This window comes from Streptomyces sp. NPDC051684, from assembly GCF_044453445.1.
Taxonomy (GTDB): Bacteria; Actinomycetota; Actinomycetes; order Streptomycetales; family Streptomycetaceae; genus Streptomyces.
The window spans coordinates 328,747-343,643 of record NZ_JBITCS010000001.1 but is presented as its reverse complement, the minus strand read 5'-3'; the positions used below and the strand labels follow the sequence as shown (position 1 = coordinate 343,643).

The following is a 14,897-nucleotide window of genomic DNA, read 5'->3' as shown; positions in this document are numbered from 1 at the left end:
GCGGTGCCGTGTGTCAGCACCCCATTCACTGAGAAGCGAAGGCATACGACCGTGCGTACGTACAGCCCCAAGCCCGGCGACATCACTCGCCAGTGGCACGTCATTGACGCTCAGGACGTCGTCCTGGGTCGTCTGGCGACCACCGCTGCCACCCTTCTGCGTGGCAAGCACAAGCCGATCTACGCGCCGCACGTCGACGCTGGCGACTTCGTCGTCATCATCAACGCCGACAAGGTGCACCTGTCCGGCAACAAGAAGACCCAGAAGATGGCGTACCGCCACTCCGGCTACCCGGGCGGTCTGCGCTCCGTGCGCTACGACGAGCTTCTGGAGAAGAACCCGGAGAAGGCCGTCGAGAAGGCCATCAAGGGAATGCTTCCCAAGAACACGCTCGGCCGTCAGATGCTCTCGAAGCTGAAGGTCTACTCGGGCGACCAGCACCCGCACGCTGCCCAGCAGCCGGTGCCGTTCGAGATCACCCAGGTCGCGCAGTAGTTCCGGCCACACCCCCTAAGACAGAAAAGAATCTGAGGAGAATCGTGGCCGAGACCACTGCCGAGACGCCGGTCGAAGAGATCGCCGACGTCGAGAGCTACACCACCGAGTCCGACGCCCCCGTCGAGGGCGAGTACACCTCGGAGTCCAACCCGGCGCGCTTCGGTGACCCGCAGCCGGCCGCCGGCCTGGGCCGCCGCAAGAACGCCATCGCGCGCGTTCGCATCGTGCCCGGCACCGGCAAGTGGAAGGTCAACGGGCGCACGCTCGAGGACTACTTCCCGAACAAGGTGCACCAGCAGGAAGTCAACGAGCCCTTCAAGGTGCTCGAGCTCGACGGCCGCTACGACGTCATCGCCCGCATCTCGGGTGGCGGCGTCTCCGGTCAGGCCGGCGCCCTGCGCCTCGGCGTGGCCCGCGCGCTGAACGAGGCCGACGTGGACAACAACCGCGGCGCCCTCAAGAAGGCCGGCTACCTCCGCCGCGACGACCGTGCGGTCGAGCGCAAGAAGGCCGGTCTCAAGAAGGCCCGCAAGGCCCCGCAGTACAGCAAGCGCTAAATCCCGCTGCCTGCTTCTTTTCCCGTTCGCCCCGGCGGCACGTATCGTGCCGCCGGGGCGTTCGGCTTATGACGATGTGAAGGTTCGGAGGACACCAAGGTGGGACGACTCTTCGGCACGGACGGCGTGCGCGGCGTCGCCAACGCGGATCTGACGGCGGAGCTCGCGCTCGGTCTGTCGGTGGCGGCGGCACATGTTCTGGGCGAGGCAGGCAGTTTTGAGGGCCATCGTCCGGTGGCCGTGGTCGGCCGTGATCCGCGTGCCTCGGGCGAGTTCCTGGAGGCCGCGGTCGTCGCGGGCCTGGCCAGCGCCGGAGTCGACGTGCTGCGGGTGGGCGTGCTGCCCACGCCCGCGGTCGCGTACCTGACGGGCGCGCTGGGCGCCGACCTCGGTGTGATGCTCTCCGCGAGCCACAACGCCATGCCGGACAACGGCATCAAGTTCCTCGCCCGCGGCGGCCACAAGCTGGACGACGCCCTTGAGGACCGCATCGAGGCGATCTACGAGGAGCACAGCACCGGCGCCCCGTGGAACCGCCCGACGGGCGCGGGCGTCGGCCGCGTGAAGTCGTACGGCGAGGGCCTCGACCAGTACATCGCGCACCTCGCGGGCGTGCTGCCGAACCGGCTCGAGGGCCTGAAGATCGTCCTCGACGAGGCGCACGGCGCGGCCGCGCGGGTCTCCCCGGAGGCCTTCACCCGCGTCGGCGCCGAGATCGTCACGATCGGTGCGGACCCCGACGGGCTGAACATCAACGACGGGTGCGGTTCGACCCACCTGGACCTGCTGAAGGCCGCCGTCGTCGAGCACAAGGCCGACTTCGGCATCGCGCACGACGGGGACGCCGACCGCTGCCTGGCCGTGGACCACACCGGCTCCGAGGTCGACGGCGACCAGATCATGGCGGTGCTCGCGCTCGACATGAAGGCGCGCGGCGTGCTGCGCGACGACACACTGGTCGCGACCGTCATGTCGAACCTGGGCCTGAAGCTGGCGATGGAGCGCGAGGGCATCAACCTCGTGCAGACCGCTGTCGGCGACCGGTACGTCCTGGAGAACATGAAGGAGAACGGGTTCGCGCTAGGCGGCGAGCAGTCCGGGCACGTCATCGTCCTCGACCACGCGACGACCGGTGACGGCACGCTGACGGGCCTGCTGCTCGCGGCGCGCGTCGCGCAGACCGGGCGGACGCTGAAGGACCTGGCGAGCGTCATGGAGCGGCTGCCGCAGGTGCTCATCAACGTGCCGGACGTGGACAAGTCCCGTGTCACCACGTCCGCGGACCTGCAGGCGGCCGTGTCCGACGCCGAGCGTGAACTCGGTGCGACCGGGCGGGTGTTGCTGCGTTCCTCCGGAACCGAGCCGCTGGTGCGCGTGATGGTCGAGGCCGCGGACATCGCGCAGGCCCGGTCCGTCGCGGAGCGCCTGGCCGACGTCGTGAAGTCGGCGCTCGGCTAAGCCTGTTGCTTGGCGGTACGTTCGCGCTGCTTGGCCCAGAAGAACTTCTGGGCGAGGAGCGTGGAGGTACCGGCCAGGACGATGCCCAGGAGGTTCAGCAGGAGCTGTTCGGCCGAGCCCCACGCCTGGCCGTACTCGCTGTAGCTGAGGGCCACCGCCGCGTTCGCCGCGGCCGGGACCGTCGTGACCGAGATCGCGACGCCCACCAGCGCGCCGGACTTCGCCGAGGTGAGGGAGAGGGTGCCCGCGGCGCCGGCGAGCAGCGCCACGACGAAGGAGAACCAGTCGGGCGCGTAGATGAAGTTTGTGTTGGGGCGGTGTCCCGGCTGCAACAGGGTGTCGTTGAACAGCCCCACGGAGTCCATGAACCAGCTGAACGCGACCGTCACCACCATCGCCGCCGCGAACCCGGCGAGCAGCGCGATCACCGCGCGGACCGCGAGGCGCGGGGCGCGGCGCACCAGCGCCGTGCACAGACCGGCGACCGGCCCGAAGTCCGGGCCCACGGCCATCGCGCCCACGATGAGGATCGCGTTGTCGAGCACCACACCGCAGGCCGCGATCATGGTGGCGAGCACCATGAAGGCCACGTAGGTCGCCGACAGGGTCGACTCCTCGTGGGTCGCCTCGACCAACTGCTCCCACAGCACCGCGTCCGCGCCCTCGCCCGGCGCCTCCTCCTCCGCCTTGTCGGCGCGAAGCGAGAGCGACAGGTCGATGTTCTCGACCGAGATCGAGCCCGACCTGTCGATGCCCAACTTCCGCAGCCCGCCGATGAGTTCGTCACCGGCTTCGCGGGCGACGTCGCACATGACGACATCGCCGGACGGATTGTGGGCGCAGTTCGGCAGCACCACGAGGTGCGTCGTGCCGGTCGTCTTCTCGATGAGGCGCACCACGCCGTCCGTCGTGTCGGACGGCGTGATCAGGCGCAGATGCAGCATGGCGTCTTTCTAGCAGCTACAGCTTGCGCAGGCGCAGCCGCTGCACCTTGTGGTCGGGGCCCTTGCGGATGACGAGCCCGGCGCGGCCGCGGGTGGGCGCCACGTTCTCCAGGAGGTTGACCTTGTTGATGGTGCGCCAGGTGGTGCGCGCGTAGTCCAGGGCCTCCTCCTCGGAGACCTGGGTGTACTTCCTGAAGTACGAGGACGGGTCCTGGAAGGCCGTCGCGCGCAGCTTGCGGAAGCGGTTGAGGTACCAGGCCTCGATGTCCTCGGCGCGCGCGTCGACGTACACGCTGAAGTCGAAGTAGTCGGCGAGGCCGACGCGGGTGCGGCCGTCCTTGCCGGGCAGCGCGGGCTGGAGCACGTTCAGGCCCTCGACGATGAGGATGTCGGGGCGGCGCACGACGAGCTTCTCGCCGGGCACGATGTCGTAGATCAGATGCGAGTAGACGGGCGCGGTCACCTCGTCCTTGCCCGCCTTGATGTCGGCGACGAAGCGGGTCAGGGCCCGGCGGTCGTACGACTCGGGGAAGCCCTTCCTCGACATCAGGCCGCGGGCCTGGAGCTCCTTGGTGGGGAGCAGGAAACCGTCGGTCGTGACGCGCTCGACGCGCGGGTGCTCCGGCCAGCGGGAGAGCAGGGCCTGGAGGAGACGCGCGACGGTCGACTTGCCGACGGCCACGGAGCCGGCGACCCCTATGACGAAGGGCGTGCCGGACTGGGCGGCTTTCTTGTTCGTCTCGCCGAGGAACGTGTTGAGCGCGCCGCGCAGGCCGTCGGTCGCGCCCACGTACAGATTCAGCAGACGAGACAGCGGCAGATAGATGTCGCGGACCTCGTCCAGGTCGATCACGTCACCGAGGCCGCGCAGCCGCTCCAGCTCCTCCGCGGTCAGCGGCAGTGGCGTCTTGTCGCGCAGTGCGCTCCATTCGGTGCGGGTGAGGTCGACGTAGGGAGTCACCTCCGGCTTCTGCCGGTGGGTGCTCCGGGAGGTCGCTTGTGCCTTGGACTCGGAGACCGGAGAGATCACAGTCCATTGTTACGGCAGTGTGGCCCGCGGCGGCAGGTGGGGTGTGTCACGCCGGGAGTTTCGGGAACCCCGTTCGTCACAGCTTCGCCACAGGTATGGACCTTGCGTGGGGGTGGCGATACATTCCGTGCACCCGTGGGACGCAACGCTGTCCGCGGGGCGGGAGGGGAACCGTGATGGCCGCGCTTCGTGTGCCGAAATTCGTCCGCCGCAGGCCGGCGGCCGACTACCCCATGGACGACTGCGCCATGGACGACTGGGCGAGCCGGGTCCGCAGCGAACTCGCGCTCGAACTGCCCGACGAGGACATCGGCGAGGATCTGGACGACTGCCTCGACTTCTACCGGCTCGGCAGCAAGCCGCGCTGCGAGGAGGTCGAGTACCTGGCGCTCGTGCGGGACGCGCGGGACCGGATCGACCGCGGAGGGACGGCCTGAGGCCGTCCCGGCGACCGTGAGGGCCTGTTCACAGGCTTTAAGGTCTGGTGCATGAGCATCATCGGGGTCGGTATCGACGTGGCCGAGATCGAGCGGTTCGCGGCGTCGCTGGAGCGCACGCCGGGCATGGCCGGGCGGCTTTTCCTGGACGACGAGCTGCTGCTGCCCAGCGGGGAGCGGCGCGGGATCGCCTCGCTCGCCGCCCGGTTCGCCGCGAAGGAGGCCGCCGCGAAGGCGCTCGGCGCGCCCGCCGGGCTGCGCTGGACCGACGCGGAGGTGCTGGTCGAGGAGAGCGGGCAGCCGCGCCTCCGGGTCACGGGGACCGTGGCCGCGCGCGCCGCCGAGCTGGGCGTCCAGGAGTTCCATGTGTCGCTCAGCCATGACGCGGGCGTCGCGTCCGCCGTGGTGGTGGCCGAGGGGTAGGCCGGCGCCCCGTCGGCCACCACGGTCGGGCCCTACGACCGGTAGCGGAACACGATCCGGCCCCGGGTCAGGTCGTACGGAGTGATCTCCACCTGGACCCGGTCCGCCAGCAGGATCTTGATGTAGTTCTTGCGGATCTTGCCGCTGACGTGCGCGAGCACCCGGTGCCCGTTGTCGAGCTCCACGGTGAACATGGCGCTGCGCAGACACTCGACGACGGTGCCCTCGGCGTGCACACCGCTGCCTCCGGTGTTCTTCACCGTCCTCCTCGCCTCGCTCATCGGACCAGCTCCAGTGCGCGGTTCACGCGCCGCGCGCCGATGCCGTCGAAGAGGTCCTTCGCCGCTTCGTTCGCCTCGTCGACCTCGGCCGACGCCGTCCGCACGCCGGTGCGGTGCAGCGTGTCCAGTACGTCGGCGAGGAGGGCCCGGGCGATGCCGCGGCGGCGCGCGTCGGCGCGGACCGCGAGCAGGCCGATGCGGGGGCGCCGGGTGGCCGTCGCCAGGCGCAGGAGGCCCAGGTAGGTGCCGTCGGGGGCCTCGGCCACGGTGTACTTCGCCGGGTCGACGACCGTGACGCCCGGCGGCAGCGGCCGCACCTCGGCCGGCATGGTGCGCCAGCCGACCGTGGCCTCGATCTCGTCGCGGACCACCCGGTCGAGGGCGCGCAGCCGTGCCTCGTCCGCCGCGCCGTAGGGGACGACGGCGACGCCCGCGGGCGGGCGCGCCGTGCCGAGTCCCGTGACGGCGGGGTCGGTGGGGACCGCGTACTCCCACTCGCCGCGGCCGACCGTGAAGCCGAACTCCCGCCACTTCGACGTCAGTTCGGTGTCGTTCTCGTCGACGACGGTGTGCAGCGGGCCCGGCAGGTCCGCGAGCAGCGTCCCGGCCAGGGCGTCGAACGCGGTGTCGTGCCAGGCGTCGACGCTGATGAAGAGGCGGCCGTCGGGCCGGTGCGCGGCGTGGCCGCGGCCGATCACCTCGTCGTCCTCCAGGGCGTGCCATTGATGGTCGGCCACGCGGGTGACGACGAGCGCCGGTGGGGCGGTGGGGCGGGTGCGTTCAGTGTTCATCGGTGTCTCCTCTCGGGAGCCCTCGATCGTGAGATCTTCGGAGCGCTCCCGGCGACACCTGCTGTCAGCCGCCGGACCGTGACGAGCTGAGGGAGCACCCATGGGTGACTGCGTTCACGGGTCTCACCTCCCAGTTGTGACTGCACGGCCGTCGATGACGGTAGCAAGGGGAGGGCGTCAGGCGAAGCGGTTTTCCGTGACGTCCTGCCAGGCGCTGCGCAGCGCCCCCGCCACGTCCTGTGCCGAGATCGGCGCCCCGTCCGCCGCGTGCCGCGCCGCGAGCCCGTGCAGATGGGCGCCGACCGAGGCCGCGTCCAGCGGGGCGAGGCCCGCCGCGAGCAGGGAGCCGGTCAGGCCGGAGAGGACATCGCCGCTGCCGGCCGTGGCGAGCCACGGGGTGCCGGTGGGGTTCACGCGGGCCGGGCGGGTCTCGTCCGGCGGCGCGACCAGGGTCGTCGAGCCCTTCAGGAGGACCGTGGCGGCGTAGCGGGCCGCCAACTCCCGTACGGATGACAGGCGTTCGGCCTCCACCGCGTCGCGCGTCACACCGAGGAGGGCTGCCGCCTCCCCGGCGTGCGGGGTCAGCACGGTGGGTGCCGTGCGCTCGCGGACCGTCGCCGGGTCCGCGAGGCGCAGCCCGTCCGCGTCGATCAGGACCGGGACGTCCGAGGCCAGGACGTCGTGCAGCCCCGATGTGTCGTCGCCGAGGCCCGGGCCGAGCACCCACGCCTGCACCCGGCCCGCCTTCGCCGGCGGCCCGGCCGACACGAGCGTCTCCGGGAACCGGGCGAGCACCGCGTCCGCCGCGGGACCCACGTACCGCACGGCCCCGGCCCCACCGTGCAGCGCGCCCGCCACCGCCAGCACCGCCGCGCCGGGATAGCGCGCCGAGCCCGCGACGATGCCGACGACACCGCGCCGGTACTTGTCGCTCTCGCCGGTCGGCCGGGGGAGCAGCGCCGCCACGTCCGCGTACTGGAGCGCCTCCAACCCCGTGTCCGCCGGGGCGAGTTCGAGGCCGATGTCGACGAGGCGGAGCGCGCCCGCGTACTCCCGCGCCGGGTCGACGAGCAGGCCCGGCTTGTACGTTCCGAAGGTGACGGTCGCGTCCGCGCGCACCGCCTCGCCGCGCACCTCGCCGGTGGCGGCGTCGACCCCGCTCGGGAGGTCGACGGCTACGACGGTGCCCCGTGCCGCGGCGGCCAGTTCGGCCGCGCGGGGGCGCAGGCCGCCCTTGCCGCCGATGCCCACGATGCCGTCGACGACGAGGTCGGCGCGGCCCACGAGTTCCGTGGCGTGCTCCGTCTGCGCGTCGAGGACCGTGCCGCCCGCCGCGCGCAGCGCCGCCAGGCCCCCGGGGTGGGCGCGCTCCGGGGAGAGCAGCAGCGCCGTGACGCCCGCGCCGCGCCGCGCCAGGCGGGCGCCCGCGTACAGGGCGTCGCCGCCGTTGTCCCCCGAGCCGACGAGCAGCGCGACGCGGGCGCCGTACACCTTGCCGAGCAGGCCGGCGCAGGCGGTGGCGAGGCCGGCCGCCGCGCGCTGCATCAGCGCGCCCTCGGGCAGCCGCGCCATGAGGGCGCGCTCGGCGGACCTGACGGTCTCTACGTCGTGAGCGAGTCGCATGCGTTCGAGTCTCCCTCAAGGTCGCCGTCCCGGCCGGGGCGAGCCGCGGGCCGGGCCGAAGCGCACCGCGGCCCCGGCCGAAACGCAGGTGTGCCGGATCGGGCAACGGAATGCGTGTCACAGCCCTCTGAGACACTGACATCACCATGAACGAGAACGTGACTGCCCCGCTCCGCGCCCGCGCCGAGATCGATCTCGCCGCGCTCAAGGCCAACGTGAGAACCCTGCGCGCGCACGCGCCCGGGGCCGCGTTCATGGCCGTGGTGAAGGCGGACGCGTACGGGCACGGGATGCTCCCGGTCGCCCGGGCCGCCAAGGAGGCGGGCGCCGAGTGGCTGGGGGCCGCCACCGCCGAGGAGGCGCTGGAGCTGCGCGCGGCGGGGCTGCCGGGGCGGATCATGTGCTGGCTGTGGGTGCCGGGCGGCCCCTGGCGGGAGGCGATCGAGGCCGACCTCGACATGTCGGTCAGCGGCATGTGGGCACTGCGCGAGGTCGTCGACGCCGCGCGCGCGACGGGCCGGGTCGCCCGCATCCAGCTCAAGGCCGACACCGGGCTCGGGCGCAACGGATGCCTGCCCGGCGACTGGCCCGAGCTCGTCCGCGAGGCGGTGCGGGCGCAGCGGGACGGGTTCGTGAACGTCACCGGCCTCTGGTCGCACTTCGCGTGTGCCGACGAACCGGGGCACCCGTCCATCGCCGCCCAGCTCACCGCCTTCCGGGAGATGGTCGCGCATGCGGAGGGCGCGGGCGTCACCCCCGAGGTCCGGCACATCGCCAACTCGCCGGGGACGCTGACCCTGCCCGAGACGCACTTCGACCTCGTGCGCCCCGGCATCGCGATGTACGGGATCTCGCCGAGCCCCGAGGTGGGCGCGCTCGGCGACTTCGGCCTTCGCCCCGTGATGACGCTGAAGGCGAATCTCGCGCTCGTGAAGCACGCGCCGGGTGGACTCGGCGTCAGTTACGGGCATCACTACGTCACGCCTGGCGAGACGACGCTCGGCCTCGTCCCGCTCGGCTACGCGGACGGCATCCCGCGGCACGCGTCCGGCACGGCCCCGGTCCTGATCGGCGGCAAGCGGCGCACGATCGCGGGCCGCGTGGCGATGGACCAGTTCGTCGTCGACCTCGGCGGCGACGAGCCGGCCGCGGGGGACGAGGCGGTGCTCTTCGGCCCCGGTGACGGCGGCGAGCCGACCGCCGAGGACTGGGCGGTCGCGGCGGGCACCATCGCGTACGAGATCGTGACGCGCATCGGATCCCGCGTGCCGCGCGTCTACGTGGACGAGGCGGGCGCCACGCGCGCGTGACCGGCGTCACGGGCGGAAGGTCCACCGGCGCGGCCGTCCGAGCCGCCACCATGTGAAGCGGCAACGGAACGGGTAACCCGACACCGTCACGACAGGCACGACGGGGAGCAGGGGAGCGGCACGTGAGCGAGAGCAGCGCACCGGCCACGGCGGCCGTCGTCGAAGCGGCGGAGCGGGCCGCCTCGGGGAACTGGCGGCGGGCCGGCCTCGCGGGCGCCGCCATAGGCGTGGTCGCGGCGGGCGCCGCCGCGGGTGTCGCCATCGAGCGGCTGACCGTGGGGCGCGGCATGCGCAAGAAGGCGCGGCTCGCCCTCGACGCGTCGGGGCCCTACGGATCGCTGCGCGGCGTCCCCGGAAAGGCGTACGCGGAGGACGGCACAGAGCTGTACTACGAGGTCGACGAGGCGGACCCGGAGGCCGGTGGTTCGAGCCCGCGCCGACGCCGTCTGTTCGGCCGCAAGAACCCGGCGCCCGTCACCGTCGTCTTCAGCCACGGCTACTGCCTGAGCCAGGACTCCTGGCACTTCCAGCGCGCGGCCCTGCGCGGCGTCGTGCGCTGCGTGTACTGGGACCAGCGCAGCCACGGGCGCTCGGGGCGCGGTGCCGAGCAGGTCGAGGACGGGGTGCCCGTCTCCATCGACCGGCTCGGCGGCGACCTGAAGGCGGTCATCGACGCGGCCGCGCCCGAGGGGCCGCTCGTCCTCGTCGGTCACTCCATGGGCGGCATGACCGTGATGGCGCTCGCCGACCGGTGTCCCGAGCTGATCCGCGACCGGGTCGTGGGCGTCGCCCTCGTCGGGACGTCCTCGGGGAATCTCGGCGAGGTCAACTACGGGCTTCCGGTGGCCGGGGTGAACGCGGTGCGGCGGGTGCTGCCCGGCGTCCTGAAGGCGCTCGGGCAGCGCGCCGACCTGGTGGAGAAGGGGCGCCGTGCGACGGCCGACCTGTTCGCCGGGATCATCAAGCGGTACTCGTTCGCCTCGCGGGACGTCGACCCGGCCGTCGCCCGGTTCGCCGAGCGGATGATCGAAGGAACGCCGATCGACGTGGTCGCGGAGTTCTACCCGGCGTTCGAGGACCACGACAAGGCGGACGCCCTGGCGGGCTTCGCGGACCTGCCCGTGCTCGTCCTCGCCGGGGAGCGCGACCTGGTCACGCCGAGCGACCACAGCGAGGCGATCGCGGCGCTGCTGCCGGACTCCGAGTACGTCCTGGTGCCGGACGCCGGGCACCTCGTGATGCTGGAGCACCCCGAGGTCGTCACGGACCGGCTCGCGGACCTTTTGGTGCGTGCGGGAGCCGTCCCCACAGCCGCTACCGTGGGGATTTATGGAGACACCGGCAACACCGCACAGCCCGGCGGCTGAGCCCGCCACCCCCGTCAGCACGGTCACCGTCACCGTCAACTCCCCGGACGAAATGCGGGCGTTGGGTCTCGCCCTGGCCAAACAGCTGCGCCCCGGCGACCTCGTCATGCTCACCGGCGAGCTGGGTGCGGGCAAGACGACGCTGACCCGCGGGCTCGGCGCGGGCATGGGCGTGCGCGGCGCGGTGACCTCACCGACCTTCGTGATCGCCCGCGTGCATCCGCCGCTCGGCGAGGGGCCGGCCCTGGTGCACGTCGACGCGTACCGGCTCGGCGGCGGGCTCGACGAGATGGAGGACCTCGACCTCGACGTGTCCCTGCCGGACTCGGTGGTCGTCGTGGAGTGGGGCGACGGCAAGGTCGAGGAGCTGTCCGACGACCGGCTGCACGTGATCATCGACCGGGCCACCGGCGACACCACGGACGAGGTGCGGATCGTGACGCTCAACGGCATCGGCGAGCGGTGGACCGAGGCGGACCTGGGGTCGCTCGCGGGCTGACCCCGCGTCCCGCGGAGCCCCTCAGATGTTCCGGACGGATCCCGACAGGGCGTCGGCAAATTCTTGCGCGGCGTGGCTCCGGCGTGTTCACATGGAGGCCGGAGCTGGTTAGGTCTACCTAACCACGTCCCCTCGACCGCCGCCGGGAGGCATCATGTCGACTTCGGAACGTGAAGGTGCGCGCGCAGTGTCGATGCGGGATCTTTTGGCGTCGTGTGCGGCGGCGCGGGCTGTTTCCACGCCGCCGGCTCCGCCGTCCACCCGGGGGTCGTTGCGGCGCGACGGCGTTGCGGACTCGGGGCGCTGCCCCGGACCCCGCGCCTCAATCGCCGGCGGGGCTTGAATTGCCGGTCCTCGCCCGTCGGAGGGCTTGAATTACTTGACGACGACGACCTTCACGCCGATCGTCGCGAACTGCCACATGTCGTCGGCGTCCTCGCGGGACTCGCGGATGCCGCCGGTCTGCTTGCCGGGGTCGGGCTCGGCCGTCGAACCGTTGACCGCGGCGCTGAAGCCGATCGCCACGCCGTTCGTGGTGGCGAAGCGGACCACGTGCTCGATCGGGACGCCGTCCGTGCCGGTGACCGAGCCGGAGCGGGAGGTCACCGCATAGGAGCCGGGCGCCGGGTCGACCGTGCCGGGCGTCACCCGGAACGTCGACGTGGTCTTGTTGCCCGAGCCGACCAGCCACACCCGGTCCCCGCCCAGCGAGTACACGACACGCTCGCCCTTGCCGGAGCCCGTGGGCAGCGCCTTGGGGTCCGCCTTCTTCTTGGGTGTCTTCGACGCCGAGGCGGAGGGCGAGGAGCCCTCCTTCTTCTCGGCGAGGTCGGACGGCGCGTTCGCCGACGCCTGGTAGGCGAGGAAGCCGACCACGACGAGTGAACCCGCCGTGAGCGCGGTCACGAATCCGGTGCTGCTCCGTGCCACCAGGTGCCTGCCTCTCAAGTACGAACTTCAGGTTGACGGTAGCAGTCGAGGCCCGTCCGACCGGCCTTGCGGGAAGTACGGACGTGTCCGCCTTCAGGTGGTCGTAGGCTGTTCGCGTGCTGTTGCTCGCTCTGGATACCGCCACCCCCGCCGTCACCGTCGCCCTGCACGACGGGACCTCCGTCGTAGCCGAGTCGAGTCAGGTGGACGCCCGCAGGCACGGGGAACTGCTGCTGCCCGCCGTCGACCGGGTGCTCGCCGAGGCCGGCCTGAAGCTCGACGCCGTCACCGGGATCGTCGTGGGCGTGGGCCCAGGACCGTACACGGGGCTGCGCGTCGGTCTGATGACCGCCGACACGTTCGGGCTCGCGCTCGGCGTGCCGGTGCACGGCGTCTGCACGCTCGACGGGCTCGCTTACGAGGCCGAGGACGTCGAGGGCCACTTCGTCGTCGCCACCGACGCGCGGCGCAAGGAGGTGTACTGGGCGCGCTACGCGGACCCGCGGACCCGGGTCACCGAGGCCGCCGTCGACCGGCCCGCCGACATCGCCGAGGCCGTCGCCGGGCTGCCCGCCGTCGGTGCCGGAGCACGGCTCTACCCGGACACGTTCCCGGGCGCGCGCGGGCCCGAGAACGTGTCGGCCGCGGCGCTCGCCGCCCTCGCCGCCGAGAAGCTGGCCGCGGGCGAGGAGCTCCTCGAACCGCGCCCCCTCTACCTGCGCCGTCCCGACGCGCAGGTCCCCAAGAACTACAAGGTGGTCACCCCCAAGTGACAGCCCACCCGTCACCCGACCACCGCCCCTCAACGACACCGCTGCGCGGCGGCACCTCCCACTCGGTATCGCTGCGCGAGATGCGCTGGTGGGACATCGACCCCGTGCTCGCCCTGGAGAAGGAGCTCTTCCCGGACGACGCCTGGTCGCGCGGCATGTTCTGGTCCGAGCTCGCGCACGCCCGCGGCGTCGGTTCCACGCGGCGCTACGTGGTCGCGTACGAGGGCGAGCGGCTCGTCGGGTACGGGGGCGTCGCCGCCTCCGGTGACCTCGCCGACATCCAGACCATCGCCGCCGCCCGCGACCACTGGGGCACCGGGCTCGGCGCCCGGCTGCTCACCGAGCTGCTGCGGCACGCCACGGCCTTCGAGGTCGACCAGGTGATGCTCGAGGTGCGCGTCGACAACACGCGGGCCCAGAAGCTGTACGAGCGCTTCGGCTTCGAACCGATCGGCTTCCGGCGCGGCTACTACCAGCCGGGCAACATCGACGCGCTCGTCATGCGCTTTACCACCACCACCGTGAACGACCCTGTGAACGAAGAGAAGACCCATGGCTGACGAACCGCTCGTCCTCGGCATCGAGACCTCCTGCGACGAGACCGGCGTCGGCATCGTCCGCGGCACCACCCTCCTCGCCGACGCCGTCGCCTCCAGCGTCGACGAACACGCCCGCTTCGGCGGCGTCGTCCCCGAGGTCGCCTCCCGCGCGCACCTGGAGGCGATGGTGCCCACGATCCAGCGCGCCCTGAAGGACGCGGGCGTCACGGCGAAGGACCTCGACGGCATCTCCGTCACGGCCGGGCCAGGACTCGCGGGCGCGCTCCTGGTCGGTGTCTCGGCCGCCAAGGCGTACGCGTACGCGCTCGACAAGCCGCTCTACGGCGTCAACCACCTCGCCTCGCACATCTGCGTCGACCAGCTGGAGCACGGCACGCTGCCCGAGCCGACGATGGCGCTGCTCGTGTCGGGCGGCCACTCCTCGCTCCTGCTGTCCACGGACATCACCTCCGACGTGCGGCCCCTGGGCGCGACCATCGACGACGCGGCGGGCGAGGCCTTCGACAAGATCGCGCGCGTGCTGAACCTCGGCTTCCCGGGCGGTCCCGTCATCGACCGGTACGCGAAGGAGGGCGACCCGAACGCGATCGCCTTCCCGCGCGGGCTCACCGGGCCGCGCGACCCCGCGTACGACTTCTCCTTCTCCGGCCTGAAGACCGCGGTGGCCCGCTGGATCGAGGCCAAGCGGGCGGCGGGGGAGGACGTGCCGGTGCGCGACGTGTCGGCGTCCTTCCAGGAGGCCGTCGTGGACGTGCTGACCCGCAAGGCCGTGAAGGCCTGCAAGGACCAGGGCGTCGACCACCTCATGATCGGCGGCGGCGTCGCCGCCAACTCGCGCCTGCGCGCCCTCGCCGAGGAGCGCTGCGAGCGGGCCGGGATCGTGCTCCGCGTGCCGCGCCCCAAGCTGTGCACGGACAACGGTGCGATGGTCGCCGCGCTCGGCGCGGAAATGGTGGCCCGCAACCGGACGCCGTCCTCCTGGGACCTGCCGGCCGACTCCTCGCTCCCGGTGACGGAACCGCACGTGCCGGGCCACGGGGGGCACCACCACGACCACGTGCACGAGGTCAGCAAGGAGAACCTCTACTCATGACGGTCGCGCTGATGTGGGAGGCCAGGGCCGTCGACGGTCGTGGCGAGGAACTGCTGGCCTGGGCCAAGTCCCAGGTCCTCGACCGCGAACCCGAGCGCCGCGAGACGTTCCGCGCGCCGCGGGACCGGGTCCTCGTCATCACGTGGTGGGACGCGCAGTACGACGCGGACCTCCCCGAACTCCCGGAACCGACCGACGAGTTGGTGTCCCGCGCGGTCCACCGCTGGCGCTTCGAGTCCGCCTAGGGCCTGGGGGGGGGGGGGGGGGGCCCCCCCCCCCCCCCCGCCCAAAACCACCCCCCCCCCCCCCCCCGGGGTAGAAAA

At 72.2% G+C, this 14,897-nt stretch carries 19 protein-coding genes; 13 read left to right on the top strand and 6 right to left on the bottom strand.

Annotation, left to right across the window (positions count from 1 at the left end):
• The first annotated feature begins 51 nt into the window (after positions 1 to 51).
• The 3 genes from rplM (at position 52) to glmM (ending at position 2,513) form a co-directional block, all read left to right on the top strand.
• Positions 52 to 495, top strand: a complete 444-nt coding sequence (gene rplM / locus ACIA8D_RS01615; RefSeq protein ID WP_399227905.1) for a 50S ribosomal protein L13 — start codon at positions 52 to 54, stop codon at positions 493 to 495.
• Between the two features lie 44 nt (positions 496 to 539).
• Entirely contained in the window at positions 540 to 1,055 is a 516-nt protein-coding gene (gene rpsI, locus ACIA8D_RS01610; protein WP_327661994.1) for a 30S ribosomal protein S9, read from the top strand.
• 99 nt (positions 1,056 to 1,154) lie between these two features.
• Positions 1,155 to 2,513 carry a phosphoglucosamine mutase gene (gene glmM / locus ACIA8D_RS01605; protein ID WP_399227904.1) on the top strand — a complete coding sequence of 453 codons (1,359 nt, stop codon included), beginning with the start codon at positions 1,155 to 1,157 and terminating at the stop codon, positions 2,511 to 2,513.
• Here glmM and ACIA8D_RS01600 read toward each other — a convergent pair.
• Both ACIA8D_RS01600 and coaA read right to left on the bottom strand, forming a co-directional pair.
• Positions 2,510 to 3,457: a DUF389 domain-containing protein gene (locus tag ACIA8D_RS01600; RefSeq protein ID WP_399227903.1), complete on the bottom strand. Its 948-nt coding sequence runs from the start codon at positions 3,455 to 3,457 to the stop codon at positions 2,510 to 2,512. The genes glmM and ACIA8D_RS01600 overlap by 4 nt on opposite strands.
• Positions 3,458 to 3,473: 16 nt before the next feature.
• On the bottom strand, positions 3,474 to 4,487 hold the full coding sequence (coaA, locus tag ACIA8D_RS01595) for a type I pantothenate kinase (RefSeq protein ID WP_385755918.1): 1,014 nt from the start codon (positions 4,485 to 4,487) through the stop codon (positions 3,474 to 3,476).
• A gap of 176 nt (positions 4,488 to 4,663) precedes the next feature.
• Here coaA and ACIA8D_RS01590 point away from each other — a divergent pair, with 176 nt between their 5' ends.
• Together ACIA8D_RS01590 and ACIA8D_RS01585 are read left to right on the top strand one after the other, a co-directional pair.
• Positions 4,664 to 4,924, top strand: a complete 261-nt coding sequence (locus tag ACIA8D_RS01590; protein WP_399227902.1) for a hypothetical protein — start codon at positions 4,664 to 4,666, stop codon at positions 4,922 to 4,924.
• A 51-nt stretch (positions 4,925 to 4,975) separates the two neighbouring features.
• Entirely contained in the window at positions 4,976 to 5,347 is a 372-nt protein-coding gene (locus tag ACIA8D_RS01585; RefSeq protein WP_399227901.1) for a holo-ACP synthase, read from the top strand.
• A gap of 32 nt (positions 5,348 to 5,379) precedes the next feature.
• Here ACIA8D_RS01585 and infA read toward each other — a convergent pair whose 3' ends face one another.
• From infA to ACIA8D_RS01570, 3 genes are all read right to left on the bottom strand, one after another.
• A complete protein-coding gene (gene infA, locus ACIA8D_RS01580; RefSeq protein WP_399227900.1) occupies positions 5,380 to 5,628 on the bottom strand; it encodes a translation initiation factor IF-1 in 249 nt (82 codons plus the stop codon).
• Positions 5,625 to 6,419 carry a GNAT family N-acetyltransferase gene (locus tag ACIA8D_RS01575; protein WP_399227899.1) on the bottom strand — a complete coding sequence of 265 codons (795 nt, stop codon included), beginning with the start codon at positions 6,417 to 6,419 and terminating at the stop codon, positions 5,625 to 5,627. The genes infA and ACIA8D_RS01575 overlap by 4 nt, the downstream gene beginning before the upstream one ends.
• 177 nt (positions 6,420 to 6,596) lie before the next feature.
• Positions 6,597 to 8,042 carry an NAD(P)H-hydrate dehydratase gene (locus tag ACIA8D_RS01570; protein ID WP_399227898.1) on the bottom strand — a complete coding sequence of 482 codons (1,446 nt, stop codon included), beginning with the start codon at positions 8,040 to 8,042 and terminating at the stop codon, positions 6,597 to 6,599.
• 146 nt (positions 8,043 to 8,188) lie between these two features.
• Between ACIA8D_RS01570 and alr the strand changes: the two genes are divergently transcribed.
• The 4 genes from alr (at position 8,189) to ACIA8D_RS01550 (ending at position 11,561) form a co-directional block, all read left to right on the top strand.
• On the top strand, positions 8,189 to 9,352 hold the full coding sequence (gene alr / locus ACIA8D_RS01565) for an alanine racemase (protein WP_399227897.1): 1,164 nt from the start codon (positions 8,189 to 8,191) through the stop codon (positions 9,350 to 9,352).
• A 122-nt stretch (positions 9,353 to 9,474) separates the two neighbouring features.
• Positions 9,475 to 10,719 (top strand): alpha/beta fold hydrolase, encoded by a 1,245-nt coding sequence (locus ACIA8D_RS01560; protein ID WP_399227896.1) that lies wholly within the window; start codon positions 9,475 to 9,477, stop codon positions 10,717 to 10,719.
• Positions 10,682 to 11,218: a tRNA (adenosine(37)-N6)-threonylcarbamoyltransferase complex ATPase subunit type 1 TsaE gene (gene tsaE, locus ACIA8D_RS01555; protein ID WP_399227895.1), complete on the top strand. Its 537-nt coding sequence runs from the start codon at positions 10,682 to 10,684 to the stop codon at positions 11,216 to 11,218. Before ACIA8D_RS01560 ends, tsaE begins: the two co-directional genes overlap by 38 nt.
• Positions 11,219 to 11,372: 154 nt before the next feature.
• A complete protein-coding gene (locus ACIA8D_RS01550; protein ID WP_399227894.1) occupies positions 11,373 to 11,561 on the top strand; it encodes a hypothetical protein in 189 nt (62 codons plus the stop codon).
• Positions 11,562 to 11,593: 32 nt separating this feature from the next.
• On the opposite strand, the gene ACIA8D_RS01545 is transcribed toward ACIA8D_RS01550, so the two are convergent.
• A complete protein-coding gene (locus ACIA8D_RS01545; RefSeq protein WP_399227893.1) occupies positions 11,594 to 12,148 on the bottom strand; it encodes a hypothetical protein in 555 nt (184 codons plus the stop codon).
• 116 nt (positions 12,149 to 12,264) lie between these two features.
• Here ACIA8D_RS01545 and tsaB point away from each other — a divergent pair, with 116 nt between their 5' ends.
• From tsaB to ACIA8D_RS01525, 4 genes are all read left to right on the top strand, one after another.
• Entirely contained in the window at positions 12,265 to 12,921 is a 657-nt protein-coding gene (gene tsaB, locus ACIA8D_RS01540; RefSeq protein ID WP_399227892.1) for a tRNA (adenosine(37)-N6)-threonylcarbamoyltransferase complex dimerization subunit type 1 TsaB, read from the top strand.
• Between the two features lie 80 nt (positions 12,922 to 13,001).
• A complete protein-coding gene (gene rimI, locus ACIA8D_RS01535; RefSeq protein WP_399228055.1) occupies positions 13,002 to 13,481 on the top strand; it encodes a ribosomal protein S18-alanine N-acetyltransferase in 480 nt (159 codons plus the stop codon).
• Positions 13,474 to 14,574 (top strand): tRNA (adenosine(37)-N6)-threonylcarbamoyltransferase complex transferase subunit TsaD, encoded by a 1,101-nt coding sequence (tsaD, locus tag ACIA8D_RS01530; RefSeq protein WP_399227891.1) that lies wholly within the window; start codon positions 13,474 to 13,476, stop codon positions 14,572 to 14,574. The genes rimI and tsaD overlap by 8 nt, the downstream gene beginning before the upstream one ends.
• Complete coding sequence (locus ACIA8D_RS01525; RefSeq protein ID WP_399227890.1) at positions 14,571 to 14,819, top strand: hypothetical protein; 249 nt, start codon at positions 14,571 to 14,573, stop codon at positions 14,817 to 14,819. The genes tsaD and ACIA8D_RS01525 overlap by 4 nt, the downstream gene beginning before the upstream one ends.
• Positions 14,820 to 14,897 lie beyond the last annotated feature (78 nt).